The 24,923-nt window shown below is 72.4% G+C and carries 21 protein-coding genes and 1 riboswitch; of the genes, 11 read left to right on the forward strand and 10 right to left on the reverse strand.

What is annotated here, in order from left to right:
* The first annotated feature begins 51 nt into the window (after positions 1–51).
* Positions 52–765: an alpha/beta fold hydrolase gene (locus ASG32_RS10670; RefSeq protein ID WP_056525516.1), complete on the forward strand. Its 714-nt coding sequence runs from the start codon at positions 52–54 to the stop codon at positions 763–765.
* Here ASG32_RS10670 and ASG32_RS10675 read toward each other — a convergent pair.
* Together ASG32_RS10675 and ASG32_RS10680 are read right to left on the reverse strand one after the other, a co-directional pair.
* Positions 732–2,147 (reverse strand): RluA family pseudouridine synthase, encoded by a 1,416-nt coding sequence (locus tag ASG32_RS10675; RefSeq protein ID WP_056525519.1) that lies wholly within the window; start codon positions 2,145–2,147, stop codon positions 732–734. The genes ASG32_RS10670 and ASG32_RS10675 overlap by 34 nt on opposite strands.
* A 142-nt stretch (positions 2,148–2,289) precedes the next feature.
* Entirely contained in the window at positions 2,290–2,757 is a 468-nt protein-coding gene (locus tag ASG32_RS10680) for an NUDIX domain-containing protein (RefSeq protein WP_056525522.1), read from the reverse strand.
* A 104-nt stretch (positions 2,758–2,861) separates the two neighbouring features.
* Positions 2,862–3,056: riboswitch (cobalamin riboswitch) on the forward strand.
* Positions 3,057–3,340: 284 nt separating this feature from the next.
* Here ASG32_RS10680 and ASG32_RS10685 point away from each other — a divergent pair.
* Together ASG32_RS10685 and ASG32_RS10690 are read left to right on the forward strand one after the other, a co-directional pair.
* Positions 3,341–5,524, forward strand: a complete 2,184-nt coding sequence (locus ASG32_RS10685; protein WP_056525534.1) for a TonB-dependent siderophore receptor — start codon at positions 3,341–3,343, stop codon at positions 5,522–5,524.
* The gene (locus ASG32_RS10690) at positions 5,518–6,978 is read left to right on the forward strand and encodes a peptidase (protein WP_056525536.1); all 1,461 of its coding nucleotides are present in this window, start codon (positions 5,518–5,520) and stop codon (positions 6,976–6,978) included. Before ASG32_RS10685 ends, ASG32_RS10690 begins: the two co-directional genes overlap by 7 nt.
* A 74-nt stretch (positions 6,979–7,052) precedes the next feature.
* Here ASG32_RS10690 and ASG32_RS10695 read toward each other — a convergent pair whose 3' ends face one another.
* Positions 7,053–8,039, reverse strand: a complete 987-nt coding sequence (locus ASG32_RS10695; RefSeq protein ID WP_056526125.1) for a helix-turn-helix domain-containing protein — start codon at positions 8,037–8,039, stop codon at positions 7,053–7,055.
* A gap of 205 nt (positions 8,040–8,244) precedes the next feature.
* Positions 8,245–10,389 carry a TonB-dependent receptor gene (locus tag ASG32_RS10700; protein ID WP_199866099.1) on the reverse strand — a complete coding sequence of 715 codons (2,145 nt, stop codon included), beginning with the start codon at positions 10,387–10,389 and terminating at the stop codon, positions 8,245–8,247.
* Between the two features lie 185 nt (positions 10,390–10,574).
* Here ASG32_RS10700 and zigA point away from each other — a divergent pair, with 185 nt between their 5' ends.
* Positions 10,575–11,795 carry a zinc metallochaperone GTPase ZigA gene (gene zigA / locus ASG32_RS10705; protein WP_056525541.1) on the forward strand — a complete coding sequence of 407 codons (1,221 nt, stop codon included), beginning with the start codon at positions 10,575–10,577 and terminating at the stop codon, positions 11,793–11,795.
* 9 nt (positions 11,796–11,804) lie between these two features.
* Here the strand turns inward: zigA and ASG32_RS10710 are convergent, their stop codons facing one another.
* From ASG32_RS10710 to ASG32_RS10720, 3 genes are all read right to left on the reverse strand, one after another.
* Positions 11,805–12,377, reverse strand: coding sequence for a MarR family transcriptional regulator (locus ASG32_RS10710; protein WP_020093671.1), 573 nt, complete (start codon positions 12,375–12,377; stop codon positions 11,805–11,807).
* Positions 12,378–12,512: 135 nt separating this feature from the next.
* A complete protein-coding gene (locus tag ASG32_RS10715; protein ID WP_020093672.1) occupies positions 12,513–12,902 on the reverse strand; it encodes a response regulator in 390 nt (129 codons plus the stop codon).
* Between the two features lie 134 nt (positions 12,903–13,036).
* The gene (locus ASG32_RS10720) at positions 13,037–14,302 is read right to left on the reverse strand and encodes an adenosylmethionine--8-amino-7-oxononanoate transaminase (RefSeq protein WP_056525545.1); all 1,266 of its coding nucleotides are present in this window, start codon (positions 14,300–14,302) and stop codon (positions 13,037–13,039) included.
* Between the two features lie 90 nt (positions 14,303–14,392).
* On the opposite strand from ASG32_RS10720, the gene ASG32_RS10725 reads away from it, so the two are divergent.
* The 3 genes from ASG32_RS10725 (at position 14,393) to ASG32_RS10735 (ending at position 17,148) form a co-directional block, all read left to right on the forward strand.
* On the forward strand, positions 14,393–15,511 hold the full coding sequence (locus ASG32_RS10725; RefSeq protein ID WP_056525547.1) for an 8-amino-7-oxononanoate synthase: 1,119 nt from the start codon (positions 14,393–14,395) through the stop codon (positions 15,509–15,511).
* 258 nt (positions 15,512–15,769) lie between these two features.
* Positions 15,770–16,279 carry an OsmC family protein gene (locus tag ASG32_RS10730; RefSeq protein WP_056525551.1) on the forward strand — a complete coding sequence of 170 codons (510 nt, stop codon included), beginning with the start codon at positions 15,770–15,772 and terminating at the stop codon, positions 16,277–16,279.
* 11 nt (positions 16,280–16,290) lie between these two features.
* A complete protein-coding gene (locus ASG32_RS10735; RefSeq protein ID WP_056525552.1) occupies positions 16,291–17,148 on the forward strand; it encodes a class I SAM-dependent methyltransferase in 858 nt (285 codons plus the stop codon).
* A 156-nt stretch (positions 17,149–17,304) separates the two neighbouring features.
* Here the strand turns inward: ASG32_RS10735 and ASG32_RS10740 are convergent, their stop codons facing one another.
* Complete coding sequence (locus ASG32_RS10740; RefSeq protein ID WP_056525555.1) at positions 17,305–18,903, reverse strand: gamma-glutamyltransferase family protein; 1,599 nt, start codon at positions 18,901–18,903, stop codon at positions 17,305–17,307.
* 122 nt (positions 18,904–19,025) lie between these two features.
* Between ASG32_RS10740 and ASG32_RS10745 the strand changes: the two genes are divergently transcribed.
* Both ASG32_RS10745 and ASG32_RS10750 read left to right on the forward strand, forming a co-directional pair.
* Positions 19,026–20,471 carry a carbohydrate porin gene (locus ASG32_RS10745; protein ID WP_056525558.1) on the forward strand — a complete coding sequence of 482 codons (1,446 nt, stop codon included), beginning with the start codon at positions 19,026–19,028 and terminating at the stop codon, positions 20,469–20,471.
* 57 nt (positions 20,472–20,528) lie between these two features.
* Entirely contained in the window at positions 20,529–22,064 is a 1,536-nt protein-coding gene (locus ASG32_RS10750; RefSeq protein ID WP_042674088.1) for a sodium:proton antiporter, read from the forward strand.
* Between the two features lie 10 nt (positions 22,065–22,074).
* Here ASG32_RS10750 and gshB read toward each other — a convergent pair whose 3' ends face one another.
* Both gshB and ASG32_RS10760 read right to left on the reverse strand, forming a co-directional pair.
* Positions 22,075–23,031 carry a glutathione synthase gene (gshB, locus tag ASG32_RS10755; RefSeq protein ID WP_056525561.1) on the reverse strand — a complete coding sequence of 319 codons (957 nt, stop codon included), beginning with the start codon at positions 23,029–23,031 and terminating at the stop codon, positions 22,075–22,077.
* A 46-nt stretch (positions 23,032–23,077) separates the two neighbouring features.
* Positions 23,078–23,371, reverse strand: a complete 294-nt coding sequence (locus ASG32_RS10760; RefSeq protein ID WP_020093681.1) for a hypothetical protein — start codon at positions 23,369–23,371, stop codon at positions 23,078–23,080.
* Between the two features lie 436 nt (positions 23,372–23,807).
* On the opposite strand from ASG32_RS10760, the gene ASG32_RS10765 reads away from it, so the two are divergent.
* Positions 23,808–24,020, forward strand: coding sequence for a hypothetical protein (locus ASG32_RS10765; protein WP_056525564.1), 213 nt, complete (start codon positions 23,808–23,810; stop codon positions 24,018–24,020).
* A gap of 53 nt (positions 24,021–24,073) precedes the next feature.
* Positions 24,074–24,901, forward strand: coding sequence for a hypothetical protein (locus tag ASG32_RS10770; RefSeq protein WP_056525566.1), 828 nt, complete (start codon positions 24,074–24,076; stop codon positions 24,899–24,901).
* The last annotated feature ends 22 nt before the right edge of the window (positions 24,902–24,923 follow it).

Consider the following 24,923-nt stretch of genomic DNA (forward strand, 5'->3'; position numbering starts at 1 on the left):
GACGGGCGCTCGCGTGACGGTTATCTGGGGGACGGGAAGGGTGATCCGGCGATGAACCTCGTGCTGCTGCCCGGCTTCATGACCGATGCCGACCTCTGGTCGGACGTGGTCGCGCGCCTCGCCGAGGTGGGTCCGATCACGCACGGCGACCTCGCGCGGGACGCCGCCATCGCCGACATGGCGCGCCGCGTCGTCGCGGAGGCGCCGCCGCGCTTCGGGCTCGTGGGCTTCTCCATGGGCGGCTACGTCGCCCGCGCGGTCGCCCGGCTCGTGCCGGACCGGGTGGAGGCGTTGGTCCTCGTCGCCACCTCGTCGCGGGCCGACACGCCGGCCCAGGCGCGCCGGAAGGCGGCCGCCGTCGCCCATATCCGCCAGCAGGGCTACCGGGGCCTCAGCCGGTCGGCGATCCTCCAGTCGGTGCACCCGGACCGCGCCGGCGACGGCGCCCTCCTGAGCCGGATCCGGCAGATGGGCGACCGCCTCGGCGGAGAGGTCTTCCTGCGCCAGGCCGGGCAGGCGCGCGAATCCGATGGCGACCGCCTCGGCGCGATCGGCTGCCCGACCCTGGTCGTGGCGGCGGCCCAGGACGCCCTGCGCAGCCTCGACGAGGCGCGGGAGCTCCGCGACGGCATCCCAGGCGCGACGCTGAGGGTGATCGACGGGTCGGGCCACATGCTGCCGCTCGAGGCCCCGGACGCGCTGGCGGACGTGATCGTGCCCTGGCTGCGGGCTCAGGCCTCCGGAGCCTCGACGATCGGGTCGTAGCGGGCGGCGTCGAAGCCCAGGAGGTTCCAGCTCTGCGCCATGTGGGGCGGGAGCGGCGCGCTCACGTCGACCGGCTTGCCGGTCCGCGGGTGCGGAATGACGATCCGCCGGGCGAGCAGGTGGAGGCGGTTCTGGATGCCGCCCGGCAGCTCCCAGTTCTCGACGGAGAAGTATTTCGGGTCGCCCACGATCGGGTGGCCGATATGGGCCGCGTGGGCGCGCAGCTGGTGCGTGCGGCCGGTGACCGGCTTGAACGACAGCCAGGACAGCTTCTGGGCGGCCTGATCGACCATCGCGTAGTAGGTCAGCGCGTGGCTCGCGCCCTCGTCGCCGTGCTTGGCGACCCGCATCCGCGCGTCGGCGTCGGTGGGCTCCTCCTTGGCGAGGTAGGTCGAGACGCGCCCCTGCCGGACCCGCGGCACGCCCGCGGTGAGCGCCCAGTAGATCTTCCGGGCCGCCCGCGAGCGGAAGCTTTTCGCCAGCGTCGCGGCGGCGAGCCGGGTCTTGGCGATGATCAGGCAGCCGGCCGTGTCCTTGTCCAGCCGGTGGACGAGGCGCGGCTTCTGGCCGTCCGGACCCGTGAGGGCGGCGAGCAGGCCGTCCACGTGCCGGACCGTCCCCGAACCGCCCTGGACCGCGAGGCCGAAGGGCTTGTTGAGGATCATCATGTCGGCATCCTCGTAGAGGATCAGCGACCGGATGAAGGCGGCGTCGTCCTGCTCGCGGGCGGCGCTGCGCGGCCGCTCGGTGGGCTGGTCGAGGCGCAGCGGCGGCACGCGCACGCTCATGCCCGGCTCCAGCCGGTCGTTCGGCTTGGCGCGCTTGCCGTCGACCCGCAACTCGCCCTTGCGGACGATGGTCTGCACGCGGGTGAAGGGCAGGAGCGGGAAGCGGGCGGTGAGGAAGCGGTCGATCCGCATCCCAGCCTCGTCCGGCTCGACGGTCAGGGTCTGCACGCCGGAGGCGAGGGTCGCGGAGGCGGCGGCGCGCTGCTCGCGCCGGGTCGGACCGGGCGCGGGGGCAGAGGCGAGGGCCGGGGAGGGGGCCGCCGAGCGCTTGGCCGGCGGCCGGCCGCCGGGCTTGCCCGCCGCGGCGTCGCGCGGTGCGGCGTCGCGCGGTGCGGCGGCGTCGCGGCGCGGCTTCGGCGGCCGGGCCGGCGCCGGGGCCGCAGCGGCCTGCGCGCCCCAGGGATCGCGGGTGCCGGCATCCTCGCCGCGGTTGCGGGCCGCGCGCTCGGCGGCGTCGCGGGCGCTGGTGCGCGGGCCCGTGCGGGCGCGGCCGTCGGCCTGGGCCTTGCCGCCCCTGAACTTGCTGGCGCTGGACTTGCCGGCCTGAGGCTTGCGCCCCGTCGGCCCGCCGCTTCTGGGAGGTCGTATCGTCATGCTTCCGCCGGCACCCGTCTCCGCGTCGGACGGAGCGTCCGGGCGCATGGGCCGCGGCGTCGCGGACGTCCGGACCGATGGGATTGCCCGGCTGTAGCATCGCCCGCGCCGAGCGGCAAAGGCGGTGGGCCGGCCCGGTCCGTCAGGGCTCCGCGCGCCACGCGTCGCGGAGGCGGGCCTTCAGGCCGGCGGGGAAGAGGTCGGGACCGCCCGGCACGTCGAGCCCGTCCAGATCGCACCACCGCGCCACGCAGGCGGTGCCGGAATCCTCGTGGAAGACGAAGCGCTCCTGCCCGTCGAACCGCCGCGGCGGCAGGGCGACGGGGAACAGGAACAGCACCTCGTGCCCGACCTGCCCCTCGTGCGTGAAGATGTTCTCCATGACGCGGGGGCCGCCGAGCACCGAGACGGTGACGCCGAGCTCCTCCTGGAATTCCCGGATCACGGCGTCCTCGACCCGCTCGCCGAACGTGACGCTGCCGCCGAGCGGCCGGACGCCTTTCAGCCGCCCGTCATCCGCGCGGACCTCGGCCACGAGCAGGCTGTTGCCGCGCCGGGGCAGACCCAGTGCCTTCACGCGAATCTCCGCAGGGGGCCGCCAGACCGTCATCCCGCACGGGCTAGCCCGTCGTCGGCGAGGCCGCAACGGACCGGCGCACAGCGCGCCGATCCACGGCAACAACCGGACACACGGTTGACGCCCGCCCCCGCTACGGCCAAGCTGTGCTCGACGGTTCCCCTCGGGGATCAAAAGGGAACGCGGTGAGGGGTTCGCCCCGAAGCCGCGGCTGCCCCCGCAACTGTAAGCGGCGAGCCCTTCACCACCACGTCACTGGGTCCACCCCGGGAAGACGGTGCGAGGGCGGCGACCCGCGAGCCAGGAGACCTGCCGTCAGCCGTGGTCACACGCGAAACGCGCCGGGCGGGGTGTCCTGGCGGGTGTCGAGGCGACGCCAGTCCCGAGGGGAGGCGGCCGCCGAGGCCTCGTTCGCGGTGACGTGCCACAACAAGCGCGCCCGCGACGCCGTTCCCCATGCCCGTCTCCGCCGTCTCGAACCCCTCGAGCCCTGTCGCAGCACGCCGTCGCGCGCCCGCACGGGCAGAGGCTACCGGACAGCGAGCGCATTGTAATGTTATTACAATGCTTGTAGGACGCGGGGGCCGGCGCGCGCCGTGCACGGACCGCTTTCCCCATGTCTCTATCGACCCATCGCTCCCGCCCCGGCGGGCGGGCCCCGCTCTGCGGCGTTCTCCTCGCGCTCCTCGCCAGTCCGACCGCCGCCCAGGAGGCGGTCACGCTGGATGAGCTGTCCGTCGCCGGCGCGGGCGGCGACCCGAGCCGCCTGCCGCCGAATGGCCTCAACCTGCGCACCCCCGACCGGACCGCGAGCCGCCTCGGCCTGACGCCGCTGGAGACGCCGGCCAGCCTCGACATCGTGTCGGGCGAGACCGCGCGGCTGCGCGGCCAGGACACGATCGCCGAGGCCGTGACTCAGGACGCGACCGGCATCACCACCATCGCGGCGCCCGGCAACGGCAACGGCGCGTTCACGTCCCGCGGCTTCGCCGGCCCGAACTCGATCCAGCAGCTCTACGACGGCACGCGCTTCTACGTCGGCGCCAACACCGTGACCTTCCCGTTCGACACGTGGAACGTCGAGCGGATCGAGGTGCTGCGCGGGCCGTCCTCGGTGCTCTACGGCGACGGCGCCATCGGCGGCGTCATCAACGTGGTGCCCAAGAAGCCGGTCTTCGTGCCGATCAACGCCGCCCGCGCGGTGATCGGCACCGACGGGGTCGCGCGGCTCGCCCTCGATTCCGGCGGCCCGCTGGGCCAGGCTGAGTACGGCGACACCTTCGCGTACCGCCTCAACGTCAGCGGCAACCGCGCCGACGGCTGGATGCGGCCGGAGGGCGATTTCCGTAACCTCGCGGTCTCCGCCGCCCTGCTGTTCCGGCCGAGCGCCGACCTCGCCTTCACCCTGAGCCACGATCTCGGCTACCAGGAGCCCGCCCGCTACTGGGGCACCCCGCTGGTCGAGGGACGGATCCCGGATCTCATCCGGTTCAACAACTACAACGTCCGCGACGCGAAGATCACCTGGGCCGACAACTGGACCCAGCTCAAGACCGAGTGGTCCCCCTCGGCCGACATCACGATCCGCAACACCGCCTACCGGCTGACCAGCCGGCGCCACTGGCTCGACGTCGAGCAGTACAGCTACAACCGCGGCACCGGGCTCGTGGACCGGGGCGACTACCTGGAGATCTACCACAACCAGGAGCAGGTCGGAGACCGCCTCGACGCGACGTTCCGGGGCAGCCTGGTCGGGCTGCCGAACCAGTTCGTGGCCGGCTTCGACGTGAATCACATCGACTTCCGCCACACCAACAACTTCTACTTCGACCAGACCACGAGCGTGCCGCTCACCGGCTACGATCCGGGCCTCTTCCCGCAGAACGGCCGGGCGCGTCCGGCCTACGCGACGCAGACGAGCCAGGCCTCGGTCTTCGCCGAGGACCGGCTGATCCTGTCGGACAAGCTGTCGTTCCTCACGGGCGTGCGCCTCGACGTGCCGACGCTGAACCGCGAGGACTTGCAGACGGGATCGCGGTTCGAGAAGACCTACCGGGCGCTCGGCTACCGGTTCGGCCTCGTCTACAACCCGACGCCGGACAGCGCGCTCTACGCCCAGTACAGCTTCGCCACCGACCCGGTGAACAGCCTGATCACGCTGTCGCAGTCGCTGGCGGGCTTCAAGCTCGCGACCGGCGATCAGGTCGAGATCGGCGCCAAGGGGCTGGCCTTCGACGGCGCCCTCGAATGGACCGTCGCGGGCTACCGGATCGTCAAGGACAACCTGATCTCGGCGATCCCCGGCCAGCCGACGCTGTCCACGCAGGTGGGGAGCCAGTCCTCGCAGGGCTTCGAGCTGGCGCTCGGCTGGCGCTTCGCGCCGGGCTGGCGGCTCGACGGCAACCTCGCGCTCCTCCACGCGCAGTACGACCGGTTCGACCAGACGGTGAACGGCGCCACCGTCTCGTATGCCGGCAACCAGCCGATCGACGTGCCCGAGCGCGTGGCCAACCTCTGGCTGACCTGGGACGTCACCCGCGACTGGACCGCGCGGGTCGGGCTGCAGAACGTCGGGCAGGTCTACAGCGACTTCGGCAACACGGCGCGGCGCCCCGCCTACAACCTCGTCAACGCGGTCCTGGACCATCAGGTGACGGCGGACTCGCGCCTGTCCGTGCGGGTCTACAACCTGTTCGACAAGGTCTACGCGATCTCGGGCAACGCCGTGAACGGGGTCGGGACCAACTGGCTGCTCGGGCGCCCGCGCTCGGTCGAGGTCGCCTACACGGTGACGTGGTGAGCCGACCGCGCCGGCTCGGCAAGGCGGGACGGCGCTGGCTGCTCCTGTTCCACCGCTGGGCCGGGATCGCCGCGGGGCTGTTCTTCGCGCTGTGGATCGGCTCCGGGCTGGTGATGCTCTACGTGCCGTTCCCGGCGCTCACCGAGGCCGAGCGGCTGTCGCGGCTCGCCCCGATCGCCTGGGATCAGGTCGCGGTCGCGCCGGACGCGGCGCTGCGGGCCGGCGGGCTCGCCGGCGTGCCGGCCGCCTTCGGCCTGGAGATGCGGGGCGACGAGCCGGTCTACCGGATCGCCGGCCACGACGGCACCCGGGTGACGGTCTCGGCACGGACCGGCGCGCGGCTCGGTCCGCTGACACCCGCAGACGCGCTGCGTGTCGCGGCCGGTGGTGCTCCGGCTGCGCAGGCCGAGCAGGTCGCGCGCGACCAGTGGACCGTCACGGCCCGCTACGACCCGCTCCGGCCCTTCCTGAAGGTGGCCCTCGGCGACGCCGCGGGGACCGAGCTCTACGTGTCTGCGGTGACCGGCGAGATCGCCCTCGACACGACACGCTTCGAGCGGGGCTGGAACTGGGTGGGTTCGGTGGCGCACTGGATCTACCTCACGCCGCTGCGGGCCCGGCCGGAGCTGTGGCGGACGATCCTGTTGTGGCTCTCCGGTTTCGCCGCCCTCGGCGCGCTGAGTGGAGGCGCGATCGGGATCTGGCGCCTGCGCCTTCGGCGGCGCTACGCGGCCGGGGCGGTCACGCCCTATCGCGGGCTGGCGCGCTGGCACCACCTGCTCGGCCTCGCGGGGGGCCTCGGCTTGAGCACGTTCATCGTCAGCGGCTGGATCTCCATGAACCCGAACCGCTGGTTCAGCGCGACCAGCCCGCCGGTAGCGTTGCGCGCCGCCTATGCCGGAACCCCGCCGGCGCTCGGCCTCGATCCGCACCGGCTCCGCGATGGCGCCATGCCGGATACGCGCACCCTGCGCTTCGCCGCCATCGGTGGACGCTGGTGGATCGTCGCCGAGACGGCGGACGGCCTCCGGACGGTCGCAGCGGACGGCGCGACCGCCCTCGACGCGCGCAGCATCGCGACGGCCGCGGCAGACGGTTTCGCGGACGGTCCCCTCCGGTCGATCCGCCCGTTATACGCCTACGACGCCTACTGGTATCCCCACGGGGCCGACCCACGGCCGCTTCCGGTGCTGCGCCTGCGCTTCGGCGACGCGGCCGCCACGTGGCTCCACGTCGATCCCCGGGACGGCACGATCCTCCAGCGCCTGGACCGCTCGGGCCGGATCAACCGCTGGCTGTTCGACGCCGCGCACCGGCTCGACCTGCCGGGGCTCACCGGCAACCGCCCCCTGCACGATACGGCCCAGTGGGTCCTGAATCTCCTGGCGGCGGGCATCGCGGTCACCGGGATCGTGGCGGGCTGGCGCAGGCTGCGTCGGACGCTGTCCGCCTGAGGTCGGTTTCAGCGTGTGCTGTCGAGCGGTCGAGATCGGCCCGGCGGTGGCTTCCGATCCGGTCGTGCTGCGCGTCAGGACGACAGCCCGGAGGCGGACGCAAATACCTCCACGTCCGGCCTGTGCGCCTGTCGGTATTCACGGGGGCTCACGTCGTAGCGATCCTTGAAGCGGCGCGCGAAATGCGCCTGGCTGCTGAAGCCACAGCCATAAGCCAACAGGCCGATCGACAGGGTGGCGCAGGCCGGGTCGGTCAGGCGCTTGGCTGCCACCTCCAGTCGGCGTCCCCAGATGTAGTCGGAGATGTGCCGGCCGCGCTCATGAAACAGCTCCTGCAGCCGCCGCAACGACACGCCCATCGCGGCGGCGAGCCGGGGCGGGTCCAGGTTCGGATCGCTCAGGTTCGCCTCGACATAGGCCTTGGCGCGCTGGACCGTGACGTTGCCGTGGATGGAACGCGGCGCCTCCTGCGCCATCCGTTCGGCGAGGCTCGCCACGATCAGGTCGACGCCGATCGATGCCATGCGCTCGGCCGCGTCAGGAGTGAGGCGATCGCTGACCCGGACGAGTTCCTGAAGGTACGAGCCCGTCAGGGTCGTCGAGGCGAGGTCCGCTGCGGCCGTGAGCGCGGTGTAGAGTCGGGACGGGCCCAGAACGGTCTCGAAACGCTGGCGCGGCAGATCGATAACCAAGGAGTCGCCGGTCTCCGCCTCCATCACGGGTGAACTCGAGTCGAGCAAGATGAGGTCGCCCGGCTTGGTCTTCGCCTCCCGGTCAAGCTGCTGGATTGTATCCCGTCCGGACAGCTTCAGGAGCACGAAAACCCGATCGGGGTTCCCGCGGCGTCGCGCTTCGGCGTCCGTGATTCTGGTCCGCACGGTTGTGTGCCAGAAATGCGAGATCGGCATCGCGCCGATACACGTCACGTCCAGCCGTCCCTGGAACGGGAGACCATCCGGCGTCTCGATCTCGGCAGGCACGAGCCGCTCGTTGACCAGCTCCCGCCATTGGCGGACCGCGTTTCTGGGATGAATCCCGTCTGTCGAGAAAAACGGTTGCATCTGCCGCCTGGGCACCCCTGTCGCCACCCGGTGGCGAAGATCGGGAACCCCGGCGTTTATTGTATATAATCTACCTTCACAACAGGTAGGCGGGGGACAAGGGGCGGAGCAGCGGCGCCCGGCCAAACAGCGCCGTCCGGAAGCGGACCGGCGATGATCCATCCCTCTCGAGCATGATCACGATTCCGCGGCCTGATGTCCGACCCTAGAACCGCGCCGTCAGGAACAGCCGCACGTTCCGCCCCGGCAGCAGGATCTCGTCCTTCTTGAACGAGGTCGAGTTGCGGATATCGTCGTTCAGGAGGTTGCGGCCCTGGAGGCCGAGGGTGATCGCGCTCGCCCCGTAGACCGCAGGATCGACGGCCTTGGTGTAGCTCAGTTCGGCGCGCAGGTCGTCGTAGCCGGGGGTCGGCGTCTCGTACACGGCCGTGGCGTCGTGGCTGAAGGCGTGGAGCAGGTTCACCCGCGCGAACCACCCGTCGGCCCGCAGGTAGACGCCGCCGCCGAGCCGGTAGGGCGGGATGCGCGGCACGTTCGCGCCGTTGTCGAACTGAGCGCGGACGAAGTCGAACTGCGCCTCGACGCCGGCGAAGCCGTTGCCCACCGGCACGAGGTCGTACTGGCCGATGATCTCGGCGCCGTAGAAGGTCGCGTTCTGCTGCTGGTAGACGATCTGCCGGTTGTCGGTGCCGACGCCGCAGGAGGCGAAATCGTCGTCGCAGGTCAGACCCGTGTAGTTCCGGTAGATGAAGCCGGTGTAGCGGGTGAAGTAGCCGGTGGCGTCCAGGCGGAAGGGCCCCTCGGCCCGCCGGATGCTGGCCTCGACGGTCCGGGCTCGCTCCTTCTTGAGATTCGGGTTGCCGATCTCAAAGGTCGCGGTGGCGTCGTGCGGGCCCTGCGAGAACAGCTCGTAGCCCGTGGGACCGCGCTCGACGTAGGAGCCGGTGAGGCTCGCCACGAAGCCGTAGGGCAGGTCCTGCAGGGCGCCGATGCTGGCGCTCTTCGGGGCGAAGCGCCGGGTGCGCGCGTACTGGAACGGCTCCTGTCCGTCGACCGGCACGTAGTCGGCGGGGAACTGCGCCGCCGTGCTCGAGAGCCGGTCGACCTCGTAGCGCCCGGCCGCCTGCAGCCGCGTGCCCGGGCGCAGTTCCAGCTCCTCGAAGAGGTAGACCGCGTTCGCGCGCGACTCCGTCTTCGGCAGGAACGATTCGAGCTGCGTGTTGATCACGCGCCGGTCCGACTGGAAGCCCAGAGCGCCGGTGAGCCTGCCGAACTCGGTGATGACCGGGACGTGCTGGAGTTCCAGGCGTCCCTCGGCCTCGCGGTTCTTGAAGATCGCCTGGACGCCCTCGATCCCGTCGTCGCCGATCCCGACCTCGTTGTGGCGGTAGACCGAATAGCCCGCCCAGTAGCGGATCACCTCGAAGGGCCCGTCGAGCGGACGGTACTCGCCCCGCGACAGGACCCGGTCCTGGTTCGGGGTCAGGCGGGTCCGGTCCTGCTCGGCCACGCCGCCGGGGATCGCGTAGACCGCGTCGTAGTGGCTGAAGGAGATGCCCACGAAGCCGCGGTCGCCGATCGCCGAGATGCCGACCGCGCCGCCCTGCGACTCGTTGTACGAGTTGCGCTGGATCCCGCCGGGGATCGCGTAGCTGTCGTTGGCGGTCTTGAAGCCGTCGGCGTGGACCGCGATGCCGTCGGCGCCGGCGTCCACCGTGGCGGCCCCGAGCCGGCCGTTATCCACGCTGGAGAAGCCGCTGGTGACCTGCCCCTGCACCCCGTTCGCCGGGATGAAGGTCGGGACCCGGTTGTTGTCGGCCGAGACGACGCCGCCGATGGCCCCCGAGCCGTAGCGCAGGGTCGCGGGACCGCGGATCACCTCGATCCGGTCGGAGACCAGCGGGTTCACCGGCACGGCGTGATCCTCGCCGAGGTCGGACACGCCGCCGTTGACGATGCCGTTCTCCTGGATCCGCACCCGGGCATTGTCGAGGCCGCGGATGATCGGTCGCGAGGCCGCACCCGGCGCGTAGGTCGTGCCCGAGATGCCCGGACGGTCGAACAGGGCGTCGCCCAGGGTCCGGGGCTGGTCGCGCGCGATCTGGTCCTGGGTCACCACCGTCACCGGTGAGAACGTGTTGGTCGCCACCGGCAGGACGCCGATCGGCACCGCCGCATCCGCCGCGACCGCGCCGCGCGACGGCTGGATCGGGCTCGGGCTGGTGACGCTGATCTCGTCGAGGGCGACGGCCTGCTGCGCCCGCGCGGCGGAGGGCGTGAGGAGGCCGGCGCAGACGGTCGAGGACAGGACCGTGCTGGCGAGGAAGCCGAAGCGGCGCGAGGGAGGCATCGAGACTCACAGAGTGTTATATCGTTTCATTGTTGCGGCCCGTCGGATTGGTGCAAGCGTTAATCCCGCGCCCGTCGGACACGGTCGAGAAACGTTACATCGTTGCAACAGCCGCCCAGGTGGCGCTTCGGCGAGATCCCTCGATGCGGATTGAATTTGAAACGTTATAACATTTTGATGCCATCATGACCCAGCGCGACACCCGCCTTCCCGTCACCGTCCTGTCCGGCTTCCTCGGGGCCGGGAAGACGACTTTGCTCAATCACGTGCTCAACAATCGCGACGGCCGCCGCGTCGCGGTCATCGTGAACGACATGAGCGAGGTGAACATCGACGCCGATCTGGTCCGCGCCGGGGGCGCCGACCTGTCCCGGACCGACGAGACCCTGGTCGAGATGACCAACGGCTGCATCTGCTGCACCCTGCGCGACGACCTGCTCGCCGAGGTCCGGCGGCTGTCGGAGACGGGGCGGTTCGACTACCTGCTGATCGAGGGGACCGGCATCGCCGAGCCGCTGCCGGTCGCATCGACCTTCTCGTTCCGCGACGAGGCCGGCCGGTCGCTCTCGGATCTCGCCCGCCTCGACACGATGGTGACCGTGGTCGACGCGGTGAATCTGCTGAAGGATTACGGCTCGGCCGCCTTCCTGCGCGAGCGCGGCGAGACGGCGGGCGCCGAGGACACGCGCACGCTCGTGGACCTGCTCGTGGAGCAGATCGAGTTCGCCGACGTGGTGGTCATCAACAAGGCGCGCGACGTGCCGGCCGAGCACCTCGCGCTGGTGCGCTCCGTCGTGCGCGGCCTGAACGCCGATGCCCGCATCCTCGAGACCGATCACGGGCGCGCGCCGCTCGCCGAGATCCTCGACACCGGCCTCTTCGACGAGGAGAAGGCGCAGCAGCACCCGCTCTGGTTCAAGGAACTCTACGGCGCCCACGCGCACGTGCCGGAGACCGAGGAGTACGGGATCGCCTCCTTCGTCTACCGGGCCCGGCGGCCCTTCGACCCGGAGCGCTTCAACGCCTTCGTCAACGCCACGTGGCCGGGTCTGATCCGCGCGAAGGGCCACTTCTGGCTCGCGACCCGGCCGGACTGGGTCGGCGAGTTCTCCCTGGCGGGCGCCGTGGCCCGGGTCTCGGCGATGGGGTTCTGGTGGTCGGCCGTGCCGCGGCGGCGCTGGCCGGAGGCGCCCGAGTTCCAGGCGCGGCTCCGGGACGTCTGGAGCGAGGTCTGGGGCGACCGGCGCCAGGAGCTGGTCTTCATCGGCACCGGCATGGACGCCGCGGCGCTTACGGCAGCGCTGGACGCCTGCCTGATCGAGACCGGCGCGGACCGGGCGCCGTTCGATCCCGCGCCCTATCGCGGCCTGCCGGACCCGTTCCCGGCCTGGCGCCGCGCGGCCTGAGGGCGACGGTCAGGTGGCCAGCGCCTCCGCCTCGTCCTCGGCCTCGATCTCGGCATCCGCCTCGGTCGTCTGACCGGATGCGCCGGCCGCCTCCGCGAGGCCGCGGGCCGCCTTGCGCAGGAGCTTCCGGAGGCGGCGGCGGTCGGTCTTGTCGAGGTGGTCGAGCAACTCGGCCTCGACCTCCTCCTGGATCCGCTCGATGGCCTCGGCCTTGGCCCTGCCGGTCTCCGTGAGCTGGACCCGCACCACGCGGCCGTCGCCCGATTCGGCCCGGCGCTCGACGATGCCGAGGGCCGCGAGCCGCGTGACGGTCTTGGAGGCGGTGGGCGGCCGGACGCGCAGCAGGGCGGCGAGATCGCCCATCGTCATCGTGCCGGCCGCGGCGAGCGCCTGCACCACCTGCTCCTGGCCGGCGAACAGGCCGAGCTTCGCCAGACGATCGCCGGTCCGTGCCCGGTGCAGGCGCGCCGCCTGCACCAGCGCCCAGCCGACGCTGCGCACGCCGGGCGGCCTCAGCTTCTTGGACGGGAGTCCGAGCACCGCGGCCTCGTCCTGATGATCGCGCTTCTGCTTGTCGCCCACCGGAGCGCCCGAATTAGAGCCGGCGGCCGCCGGACGATCCTGAATCTGCACCGTCCACCCCCATCAAGCGGCCGCCCAGGTCCCTGTGGCGCCGACCGGTGACGGTGCGATGACGGGGCTGGCGCGGAGGCCCGCTCAGCAGTGCATGAGACGCTGGAGACGGTCCAGGATGTCCTCGCCGGTGCAGGGACGGGCGATGAACTCGGCATGCTCGGGCATGCGGGCCGGGTCCGGGGCCGCGCGCCCGGACACGATCAGGATCGGCAGTTGCGGCCGCGCCTCGGCCACGGAGCTCGCGAGGTCGAAACCGTCGGTCTTTCCCGAGAGCTGCACGTCGGTGACCAGCCCGCAGATGTCCGGGCGCGCCTGCAGGATACTGAGCGCCCGCTCGGCCGAGGCGCACTGGACGGTGTCGTAGCCGCCTTCCTCCAGCACGTCCCCGAGGTCCATGATCGTCAGCGCCTCGTCCTCGACGAGGAGGATTACCGGCCGATCGCCGCTCGAACCCGTCTGCTCGCTCGCCACTGTGTACTCCCTTCGGCAGCACCCGGCCGCGCGGGCCGCCGCACGCATCTCCAGCCGTAGGCCCAACGGCAGAAACGGTCCCGGGTTGCAGGCCGGCACGGGGGCTCGTCACGGGAAAGTGGAACGCGCGGCCCTCATGTCGATGTCGGCGCCAGCTCGGTCACCACCCCGGCGACAGCCTCGATGAGCCGGTCGAGATCCGCCGCACCGATCGTGAGCGCGGGGGTGAGGTAGACGATGTCGCCGAAGGGCCGCACCCAGACGCCGCGGGCGAGCAGTTCCGCCTTCAGGACGGCCAGATCGGGCGCCCGCGCGAACTGGACCGCGCCGATGGCTCCGAGGACCCGGACATCCGCCACGCCGGGCACCCGCCGCAACGGCTCCAGCCCCGCGGCGAGGCGCTCCGCGACGGCGCGGGCCTGGCTCAAGCGCGGCTCGGTCTCGAACAGGTCGAGGCTGGCATTGGCCGCCGCGCAGGCGAGGGGGTTGGCCATGAAGGTCGGGCCGTGCATCAGCGCCGCCGCCGGATCCTCGGACCAGAACGCCGCGAACACTTCCGTGCGGGCGATCGTGGCGGCGAGCGCCATCGTGCCGCCCGTGAGCGCCTTCGACAGGCACAGGATATCGGGCACGATCCCCGCCTGCTCGCAGGCGAACAGGCTGCCGGTGCGCCCGAAGCCGGTGAAGATCTCGTCGGCGATGAGCGGCAGCCCGTGGCGACGCGCCAGCCCGGCGACCGTCGCCAGCACCTCCGGCGGGTGGGTCCGCATCCCGCCGGCCCCCTGCACCAGCGGCTCGACGATCACCGCCGCCAGGGTGTCGCGATGGGCCGCCAGGGCCGCGTCGAGCGCCGCGGTCTCGGCCGCGCTGCGCGGCAGGTCGCAGAAGATCTGGCTCGGCAGGTAGGCACCGAAGCGGCGATGCATGCCCTCCTCGGGGTCGCAGACCGACATCGCCCCCATCGTGTCGCCGTGGTAGCCGCCGCGGAACGCGAGGACCTTCGTCCGCCCGCTCACGCCGCGGTTGATCCACATCTGCGCCGCCATCTTGAGCGCGACCTCCACGGCGACCGAGCCCGAATCGCTGAGGAAGACGTGGTCGAGATCGCCCGGCAGCAGGGCGGCGAGCCGCCGGGCCAGGGCCTCCGCCGGCGCGTGGGTGAGGCCGCCGAACATCACGTGGGGCATGCGCGCGAGCTGGTCGGCCACCGCGCCCGCTATGTGTGGGTGATTGTAGCCGTGCACCGCGGTCCACCAGGAGGCGATGCCGTCCACGAGCTCGCGCCCGTCGGCGAGGCGGATGCGGGTGCCCTGGGTCGCGACCGCCTCCAGGGGCGGCGCCGCGCGGCGCATCTGCGTGTAGGGCCGCCAGAGATGGCCTGCGGGCGTTGCGAGGGTCATGCGCCTGGCATGATGTGGCCTCGGACGGGGGTCAAGGACCGGCACCCGCCGCTTGACATTGTCCGCGCGGCACCGCCCATCCCCGTCCCCATGGACAGCCTCGACGCCTTCGCCACCGGGAAACTCGACGCCCTCGAGGCCGGCAGCCTGCGCCGCAAGCTGGTGCCGACCGAGCGCGGCGCCGGCGCCGCGGCGGCGCGGCGGGGACGGGCGCTCGTCTCCTTCTCGTGCAACGACTATCTCGGCCTCTCGCATCACCCGCGGGTGATCGCGGCGGCCCAGGCCGCGGTCGCGAGCCACGGCGCGGGGGCGGGCGGGTCGCGGCTCGTGACCGGCGACCACCCCTATCTCGGCGCCCTGGAAGCCGGCCTCGCGCGCCACAAGGGCACGGAGGCCGCTCTGGTCTTCGGCAGCGGCTACCTCGCCAATCTCGGCATCACCCCGGCGCTCGCCGGGCGGGGCGACCTCGTCCTGCTCGACGAGCTGTCCCACGCCTGCATGTGGGCGGGCGCGCGGCTCTCGGGCGCGCGTGTCCTGACCTTCCGCCACAACGATCCCGGCGACCTCGCGGCGCGGCTCGCCGAGCACCGGCCGCACCACGGGCGCGCCCTCGTGCTGACCGAGCGCGTGTTCAGCATGGACGGCGACCGGGCGCCCCTCGGCGACATCCTGGGCATCGCCGAATCCTTCGACGCCTGGACGCTCGTGGACGACGCCCACGGCATCGGCGTGGTCGAGGACGGACCGCGGGCGCCCCTGGAGATGGGCACCCTGTCGAAGGCGCTCGGCTCGTACGGCGGCTATCTCTGCGCCTCGCGCCCAGTCATCGACCTGATGACGAGCCGCGCCCGCAGCTTCGTCTACACCACCGGCCTGCCACCGGCCTCGGCCGCCGCGGCCCTGGAGGCGCTGGCGATCTTGGAGGCGGAGCCCGAGCGCCGGGCCCGTCCCCTCGCCCTCGCCCGGCGCTTCACCGCCCGCCTGGGCCTGCCGGAGGCCGAGAGCGCGGTCGTGCCGGTCCTAGTCGGCGAGGCGCAGGTGGCGCTCGACATCTCGGCGGCGTTGGAGGCGCAGGGCTACCTCGTGGTGGCAATCCGCCCGCCGACCGTGCCGGCCGGCACCGCGCGGCTGCGGGTCGCCTTCTCGGCCGCCCACGACGAGGCCCAGGTCGACGCCCTCGCGGAGGCCGTGGCCGCCCTGATCGGTTGAGCGCGGGCGCTTCTTGGTGATCGCGCCAATTCTCATATCTGCGGGCCGAACACGCGGCTGCGGACACCATTCGTCTCTGCGAGCGCAGCGAAACTAGCCAGGGCAGCGCGACTGCTGAGATCGTGGCGCCAAACTGGATTGCTTCGCTGCGCTCGCAAAGACGGTGAGGGCGTCGCGACAACCTGCTAAGGCGTTTCGCGCATCGAGAACCCGATCCGGCCGCCCGAGGTCGGGCGACATCATCGAGAGGACGACGCCATGGACGCCACCGCGCTGCGAGCCCTCCAGGCTCCGATCAAGGACAAGTACCGCACCGCGCCGGACGCGGCGGTCATCACCTTGAAGGCCAGGGGCACGCTGGACGACACCAAGATCGCCTGCAAGGTCGAGACGGGCCGCGCCATCGCGGAGGCCGGGCTGCATCCGGCCACGGGCGGCTCGGGCGCGGAGCTGTGCTCGGGCGACATGCTGCTGGAGGCGCTGGTCGCCTGCGCGGGCGTGACGCTCAAGGCGGTGGCGACCGCCCTGGAGATCCCGCTGCGCGCCGGCACGGTCAGCGCCGAGGGCGACCTCGATTTCCGCGGCACCCTCGGGGTCGACAAGGAGGCGCCGGTGGGCTTCCGCAACATCCGCCTGTTCTTCGAGCTCGACACCGACGCGTCGGAGGACAAGCTCGCGCAGCTCCTGAAGCTGACCGAGCGCTACTGCGTCGTGTTCCAGACCCTCAATCACAAGCCGGAACTGTCCGTCGCCGCGACGACGGCCTGACGGAGGGCAGCATGGCGGGCGGCATCACCCAGGCCGAGTACTGGAACGGCGAGGTCGGGACGCGCTGGGCGCGCAATCAGGCCGTCCTCGACGCGATGTTCGTCCCGCTGACGGAGGCGCTCTTCGCCCGCGCGGGGCTCGCCCCGGGCGAGACGGTGCTCGACATCGGCTGCGGCGCGGGCGCCACGACCCTGGAGGCCGCGCGCCGGGTCGGGCCCGGCGGGAGCGTGACGGGCGCCGACATCTCGGCGCCGCTCCTCGCCGTGGGGCGGGATCGCGCCGAGGCGGAGGCCCCCGGGAGCGCGCCGCTCCGGTTCGTCGAGGCCGATGTCGAGACGGCCGATCTCGGCCGGTTCGACCACGTCGTGTCGCGGTTCGGCGTGATGTTCTTCGCGGATTCCGCCCGCGCCTTCGCCAACGTGCGCCGGATGCTCCGGCCGGGCCACCGGATGACCTTCCTGTGCTGGCGGCCTCTCGCCGAGAACCCGTGGGTGGGCGTGCCGCGCGACGCGGTGCTGCCGCTCCTGCCGGAGGTGCCGCCGCCGCCGCAGCCCGACACGCCGGGTCCGTTCCGCTTCGCCGACGCCGACCCGCTCGTCGCGCTCCTGCGCGGGGCCGGGTTCGACGCCGTCACCTGCGATGCCCTCGACCGGGACATCGTCCTCGGGCAGGGTGAGACCGACGCGGCGGCGGTCGCGGCGGCCACCCACGTCGCCCTGAACCTCGGGCCGAGCTCCCATCTCGTCCGCGAGGCCGCGCCGGATCTCCGGGCGCGCGCCGAGGCGGCCGTGGCGGAGGCCCTCCGGCGGCACGCGGCGGGCGGCGCCGTGCGCCTGCGCGCCGCCTGCTGGCTCGTCCAGGCGGGATAGGTTCCGCGCCGCTGCTCGCTCTCACCGTCTTCGCGAGCGGAGCGAAGCGATCCAGCCCGCGCGACGATCCGGGGCGTCCCGCTGCCCTGGGTCACTGCGCTGCGCGCGAGATGACGAACGGCGCGACGGCCGCCGAAGGGTCGATCGGAAACGGTCTCAGAGACCCAGCGCGCCGCCGTCCGAGCGCGGGTCGTGGGTCGCCTCGATCCGCCCGTTCCGGGGATGGCGGACCAGCATGCCGGCATGGCCGAGCGAGTCGATGTAGGAGCCGCCGAGTTCCTCGATCTCGTGGCCGAGTCGGCCGAGGGCCGCGATGCAGGCCGGATCGAACCGATCCTCCACCTTCACGCTGAGGGAGGGCGCGCCCCAGGTGCGCCCGTAGAGCAGGCGCGGCGCGTTGACCGCGTCCGCCACCGACATTCCGTAATCGGCGTAGCGGGTGAAGATCTGGGCTTGGAACTGCGGCTGCCCGTCGCCGCCCATGCTGCCGTAGCTCATCACCCGCCCGTCGTCGAAGGCGGCGAGCGCCGGGATCAGCGTGTGGAAGGGGCGCCGGCCCGGCTCCAGGGGATTCACGGCCTTCGGGTCGAGGGAGAACGACATGCCCCGGTTCTGCCAGCAGATTCCGGTGGCGGGCAGGACCGTGCCGGAGCCGTACTCCCAGTAGACCGACTGGATGTAGGAGACGGCGAGGCCGTCCTTGTCGATGGCGCCCATCCAGACCGTGTCGCCGTGACCGGGATCGGGCAGGGGCACCCCGGCGGCGCGGCCCATGTCGACGAGCGCGGCCTCGCGGGCGAGCCGGTCCGGGGTCAGGAAGGTGGCGGGATCGTGCCGCAGGCGGGCGAAATCGGTGACCACCCGGTCGCGGATCGCGAAGGCCCGCTTCGTCGCCTCGATCAGCCCATGGTAATGGGCCGTGGTCTCGGGCTCGGCGATGTTGAGACGGTCGAAGATCCCGAGGATCAGGAGCGCCGCGAGCCCCTGGGTCGGCGGCGGGAAGTTGTAGAGCGTCGCGTCGCGGCGGCGGATCGACAGGGGCGCCCGCTCGACCGCCGCGAAGGATTCCAGATCCGCCCGGGTGACCGGCGCGCCGAGGCGCTCCAGGTCGGCGGCGATCTCCCGGCCGATATCGCCGCGGTAGAAGTCGCCGAGGCCCGCATGGGCGAGCTGCTCCAGGGTGGCGGCGAGCAGCGGGAGGCTCCGGGTCTCGCCGGCCGGGAACGGCTTGCCGTCCTTCAGGAACGTCCGCGCGAAGTTCGGGGCGTCGTGGAGGGTGTCGAGTTCCTGGGGCACGTAGTGCGCCTCCGACGGGGAGACCGGGACGCCGGCCCGCGCCTGCGCGATCGCGTCGGCCAGTAGGGTCTCCAGCGGGAGGCGGCCGCCCAGCGCCCGCGCCAACTCCAGGGCGAGGCGCCAACCGCCCACCGCGCCGGCGACCGTCACCATCGCGTCGGGGCCGCGGGCGGGGATCGCGTCGTAGCCCTTCTCGCGATAGCGCGGGATCGTGGCGAGGCGCCCGGCCGGACCGCAGGCCTCGATGCCGCGCACCCGCCCGCCGCGCTCGCGCACGAGCCAGAAGCCGTCGCCGCCGATTCCGTTCATGTGCGGGTAGACCACCGCGATGGAGGCGGCCATTGCCACCATCGCCTCGATGGCGTTGCCACCCTGCGCCAGGACGGTCTGGCCGGCCTGGGCGGCGAGGCTGTGGGGCGCGGCGACGGCGGCGGACGTGAAGACGGGGGTCTCGGGCATCGACGGTCCTGTGGTGTACCGGCCGCAGGGTTAGGCGAGCGCGCGGCTCCTGCAAAGGTCGAGCGTGCTCGACCAGCACGCCGTGCTATTCTGCGGCCCGCACTGTCGCCGACAAGCGGCCCATGGTCCGGAAGCTCATAGCCTTTTTTGCCCTGGCCCTGTCGGCCGTGCCCGCCGCGGCCCAGCAGCACGTGCCCTCGGTCTTCGAGGGCGCGGGCGCCGATCCGCGCGTCTCGGTCTCCCAGCCGGAGACCACCAGCCAAGCCTCCGGCGGCTACGTCCGCTCGGTCGAACCCTCGCTCGGCCCGCTCGGCGATCCGCTGGGAATCCGCCCGGTCCTGAAGGAGCGGGGCATCGAGTACAGCCTGACCTACATCGTCGACGGGCTCGGCAACCCGGTCGGCGGCCTGCGGCAGGGCGCGATCGTCGAGGACCGCCTCAATCTGCGCCTCAACCTTGACCTCGACCGGCTCGCGGGCTGGCAGGGCGCGACGGTCCACGCCAACGCCTACTTCATCCACGGCACCGGCCTGTCGCGCTACTACGTCGGCAACCTGCTCACGACGAGCGTCATCGAGGCGCTGCCGTCCACGCGGCTCTACGTTCTCTGGCTCGATCAGAGCCTGATGGACGGCCAGCTCGGGATCCGGATCGGCCAGCAGGCCGCCGATACCGAGTTCTTCGTCAGCCAGACCGCGACCCTGTTCGTGAACTCGACCTTCGGCTGGCCGGCCATCACCGGGCTCGACCTGCCGAGCGGCGGCCCGGCCTACCCGCTCGCGGCGCCGGCGATCCGGGCCAAGTACGTGCCGGGCAACGGCTTCTCCCTGCAGGTCGGCCTCTACGACGGCGATCCGGCCGGCGCGAACCGCCCCGGTCGAGATCCGGAGGCGCAGCGCCTCGACCGGACGGGCACGAATTTCCGCTTGCGCGATCCGGCCCTGGTCATCGCCGAGGCCACCTACGCGTACAACATCGCGCCCGGCGCCCGGGGATTGCCCGGGGACATCACCCTCGGCGGCTGGCAGCATTTCGGCCGGTTCGACAGCCTGCGCTTCGACATCACCGGCGTGCCGCTGGCCGACCCGAACGCCACCGGGATCGGCCGGCCGGTGCGCGGCAATGCCGGCCTCTACGCGATCTACGACCAGACCCTCTACCGGGAATCCGGCAAGGACGACGAGGGCCTGGGCTTCTTCGTGCGCGCCGCGTGGTCGCCCACCCGCTCCAGCCTGATCGACGCCTACGTGGATACCGGCCTCGCCTACAAGGGCCTGCTCGACGGGCGCGACGACGACACGGTCGGCCTCAGCTTCGCCTACGCCCGCATCGGCGACGACGCCCAGCGGGCCGACCGGGACACGATCCTCTACACCGGGATGCCGATGCCGCGCCGCCGCGCCGAGGCGGTGATCGAGGCGACCTATCAGGCGGTGGTCGTGCCGGGCTTCACGGTGCAGCCCGACGCGCAGTACGTCATCCGGCCGGGCGCCGGCGTCGCCGGTCCGGACGGGCGCCGGCTGCGCAACGCGGCGGTGCTCGGCCTGCGCGCGACCGTGCAGTACTGAGCCGGCCTGCGACCGCGGCACCCGGAACGCTCCCGGGCCTCCGCCTCTTTCAGCAGCATGTTGATTTTCGAGTGGGTCGTCGGCGTCCTGTTCGGCGCCGTCCTCCTGGCCGGCGTCGCGCGCCGGCTCGGTGCGCCGTATCCCGCCTTCCTGGCGCTGGGCGGCGTCGGCCTCGCCTTCGTGCCCGGCGTCCCGAACCTGCGGCTCGATCCCGAACTGGCGCTCGCCCTGTTCCTGGCCCCGGTCCTGCTCGATGCCGGGTTCGATGCCTCGGTGCGGGACCTGAAGGAGAACTGGCGCGCGGTGCTCGGGCTCGCGGTCGGGGCCGTGGCGGTGACGACTGTCGCGGTCGCGGTCGTGGCGCGGCTCGTCGTGCCGGACATGCCGCTCTCCGCCTGCATCGTGCTCGGCGCCGTGGTCGCGCCGCCCGACGCCGTGGCGGCGCTGGCGGTGCTCAAGCACGCGCCGATGCCGCACCGGCTTGCCACGATCCTGCGCGGCGAGAGCCTGCTCAACGACGCGGCCTCGCTGCTGATCTACCGGCTCGGCGTGACGGCCGCGATGGCCGGCACCTTCCACCCGGCGGAGGTGGCGCCGGCCTTCCTCCTGGGCGTGGTCGCGAGCCTCGTCGTCGGCCCCTGCCTCGGCCTGCTGTTCGTGGCCGTGACCCGGCGCGTGACCGATCCGGCGAGCGCGATCGTGCTCCAGTTCGTCGCCGCCTTCGGGATCTGGCTCGCCGCGGAGAGGCTGGAGCTGTCGGGGGTCCTGACCATCGTGACCTTCGCGGTGACGGTCGCCCGCCGGGCACCCGGCGTCACCGCGCCCCGCGCCCGGGTGATCTCCTACGCGGTCTGGGACACGGCAGTGTTCGTGCTCAACGTCCTGGCCTTCGTGCTGATCGGCATCCAGATCGACCCGATCCGGGATCGGTTGAGCGGCGCGGACGCGTGGCAGGCGCTGATCCTCGCGGGCGCGACCTTCGCCACCGTGGTCCTGACCCGCCTCGCCTGGGTGATGCCGACCACAGGGATCCGCGGGTTCGGCCTTCGGCAGGCCGGCGCCCCGGCGCGGCTGGGCCCTGGGATCGCCCTGTCGTGGGCGGGCATGCGCGGGATCGTCACCGTGGCGGCCGCCCTGGCGCTGCCCGCCGAGTTCCCGCACCGGGATCTCGTGGTGGTCACCGCCTTCGTCACGGTGCTCGGCACCCTGATTATCCAGGGCCTGACCCTGCGGCCGCTGCTCGCCCGTCTGCGGCTGGAGGACGATGATCCGGTGGGCCGGGAGACCGGTTGGGCCCGCGCGGCGGCCTACGAGGCCGCCCTGGAGAGCCTCGCCGACGCCGAGAACGAGCCGGCGACCGACGCCCTGCGCGCCGAGTTCCGCGCGGCCCTCGCGGAGGCCGAGGCGCACGACGAGGGCTTGGCGCCGGAGAGCCTGCCGGCGGATGCCGCGCGGCGGCGCGCCGTCGAGGCCGCCCGCGACGCGGTGCTCGCCCTGCGCCGCCAGGGGCGGATCGGCGACGACGCCTACTACCTGCTGGAGGAGGAATTCGACTGGGCCGAACTCAGCGCGACCCCGCGCGCGGAGACCTGAGCGCGCCCCGTCAGACGCCCTTGCGCGCGGCGATCCGGGCCTCGATCGCGTCCCAGACCGCGACCGACAGGTCGGGGCCCCCGAGTCGCTGGATCGCCCGGATGCCGGTGGGGGAGGTGACGTTGATCTCGGTGAGGTGCCCGTCGATCACGTCGATGCCCACCAGGATCAGGCCCCGCCGCGCCAGTTCCGGGCCGATCGTGGCGCAGATCTCGCGCTCGCGGTCGGTGAGCTCGGAGGCGGAGGCGGCGCCGCCGCGCACCATGTTGGAGCGGATGTCGTTCGCGGCCGGCACGCGGTTGACCGCCCCCATCGGGACGCCGTCGACCAGGATGATGCGCTTGTCGCCCTCGGTGACCCGGTCGAGGTAGCGTTGCACGACCCAGGCCTCCCGGAAGGTCGTGGCGAACAGGTCGAACATCGAGCCGAAATTCGGGTCCTTCTCGGTGACCTTGAACACGGCCGCGCCGCCGTGCCCGTGCAGCGGCTTCATCGCCACGGTCCCGTGCTCCAGCCGGAAGGCCTCGATCTCCGCCTTGTCGCGGCTGATCAGCGTCGGCGGCATCAGCTCGGGGAAGTCGAGGACGAACAGCTTCTCGGGCGCGTTGCGCACCTCGAAGGGATCGTTGACCACGAGGGTCTCCGGATGGATCCGCTCGAGCATGTGGGTGGCCGTGATGTAGGCCATGTCGAAGGGCGGGTCCTGGCGCATCAGCACCACGTCCGCCTCGGCGAGGTCGATCCGCTCCGGCGGCCCCAGGGTGAAGTGCGCGCCCTCGACGTCCTGCACGGTCAGCCGCTCGACGCGGGCCGTCACGCGCCGGCCCTGCATCGAGAGCCGGTCGGGCGTGTAGTAGACGAGCGCGTGCCCCCGCCGCTGGGCCTCCAGCAGCAGGGCGAAGGTGGTGTCACCCGCGATCCGGATGTTCTGGATCGGGTCCATCTGGACCGCGACGGTCAGGCTCATACCAAACGCCCCTCGCCAACGGCGGGCAACTCGACCGGGTCCCGTCTCAATCGTCGGACAGGGACTTGCTGCCCGTGCGCTTGTCGTAGTCGCCGATCGCCGCCCGGCATTCCGGGGACAGGCGCTTGCGGTTGCGCATCATGCAGCGATCCGCGTCCTGGCTGTTCGGATCGACGCCCGCGCATAGGCGGAAATAGTCGTTCGCGCAGCCGAGCTGCAGGCCCTGATCCTCCCGCTGGGCGTAGGCGGGGCCGGCGGTCAGCGCGAACAGCGCCAGCGCCGCAGTAGCCAAGCCGCGGCGGCGGAAGGCGCGCAGGGATCGTTCCGGAACCAGTCGCATTCAGCGGTGTCCTCAATCTCGATCGGGCGGAGAGCCGACACGGCGGTCCCGCCATCGCCCGTGCCCGGCATATCGGTCGGGCCGGGCGGTAGGCAAGCGCCGAGGGTCCCGACGGGTTCCGCGCGGCAACGTCGCGGCCACGCTTCGCCGCGGTGTGGCGCGCGGGTCGCACAGCGCCGCCGCCCGGCGGGCCGTCCGCACATAAGAAGGCCCCGTCCGGATCGGACAGGGCCTCAAGTCGAAGGGAGGAAACGCCCGCCATGGGCGCGAACACCCACGCAATTCACGCGCCAACTCCCGCCAGCACCGCGATTCCCGGCCGGGGCCCGGAAAGACTCCGTTAACCACGTCGTGCTGGATTGTTTCGGTAGCCCTTGCCGACGCCCTCCGAAGGGCCCGGGCCAGATGCTCGGACCGCCGACAGGAGCCGGAGACCATGACCCTCATCAAGCCGCTGGAGACCGGCGAAGCCCGTTCGTCGAAGCCCGCCGCCGATCCGGCACGCAGAGCCGCCCAGGCCCCGTCCGCCACCCTGATCCCGTTCCCGGGCGCGGAGTCGCGGCGGACCTGCCGGATCCCGCGCTCCGGCGAGCGGCGCGGCGAGATCCTCCTGTTCCTCGGCGTGCGCTACGAGCGCCTCGCGTCCTGAGGACGTCCCCGCGCATGTCAGCCCGGCCGCGCGACACCACCGACGGTTCTCCCATGTCAGCCCCGGATCGCCGGCAGCCCGACCGCGCGCGCACCGCGCTGCGCCTCGCCCCCGCCGGCGCCGCGCTCGCCCTGCTCGCGGCCTGCACCCAGAGCGGCGATTTCGGCCGGCCGCGCACGGGGGTCTGGAACGGGCTCATCGACACGACGGGCAGCTTCAGCACCCGGGATCGCGGGCGCCTCCTGCTCGATTCCGGCCTCACCGACGACGAACTGACCCTGCGCGACCGCGCGTGGCGGTTCGTCGCGCCGGCCAGCAACTTCACGGCCTTCCAGGACACGGTGTTCGGCCTCGCCAGCGCCCACGCGCTCCCGCCGACGTGGCGCTACGAGGAAGTCGGCGCCTATTACGAGGCCCTGACGGAGGAGCCGTCCCGCTCCCCAGTCTCCCGCTACCGGAAGCTCAGCGACGACGCGACCGCCGACGCGCGGCTGATCCCGCTCTTCGTGGCGCTGGCCGCCCGCGTCATCGACGCGGATGCCGCTCGCCTGCGCAGCCTGCCCTTCGCCAAGACCCTCGACGACGCCGCCGTGCGGGATGCCGTCCAGCGGGTCGCCGAGAACCGCTGCCTGATCGCCTGGGTGCGCTTCGAGGCCGGCCTACGGCTCGCCCGCTACCGGTTCGCGCTGGAGCACCTGTTCGCGGCCGCGCCGGCGCCGGAATCGGTCTCGGCCGAGCGGTCCATCCTGATGCTGGCCGCGCGCCGCAACCTGCTCGACCCGCTCCTGCCGCCGGACGCCGCGGCCCGGTGCGGCCTCGGGCCGCTTCCGCTGCCGCCCCCACCGGCCGCGCAGGCGGAACCGCTGGTGGTCAAATACTGAGCGCTCAAGGCCGCCCCGGGAT

The sequence above is a fragment of the Methylobacterium sp. Leaf361 genome (assembly GCF_001424445.1).
GTDB lineage: Bacteria > Pseudomonadota > Alphaproteobacteria > Rhizobiales > Beijerinckiaceae > Methylobacterium.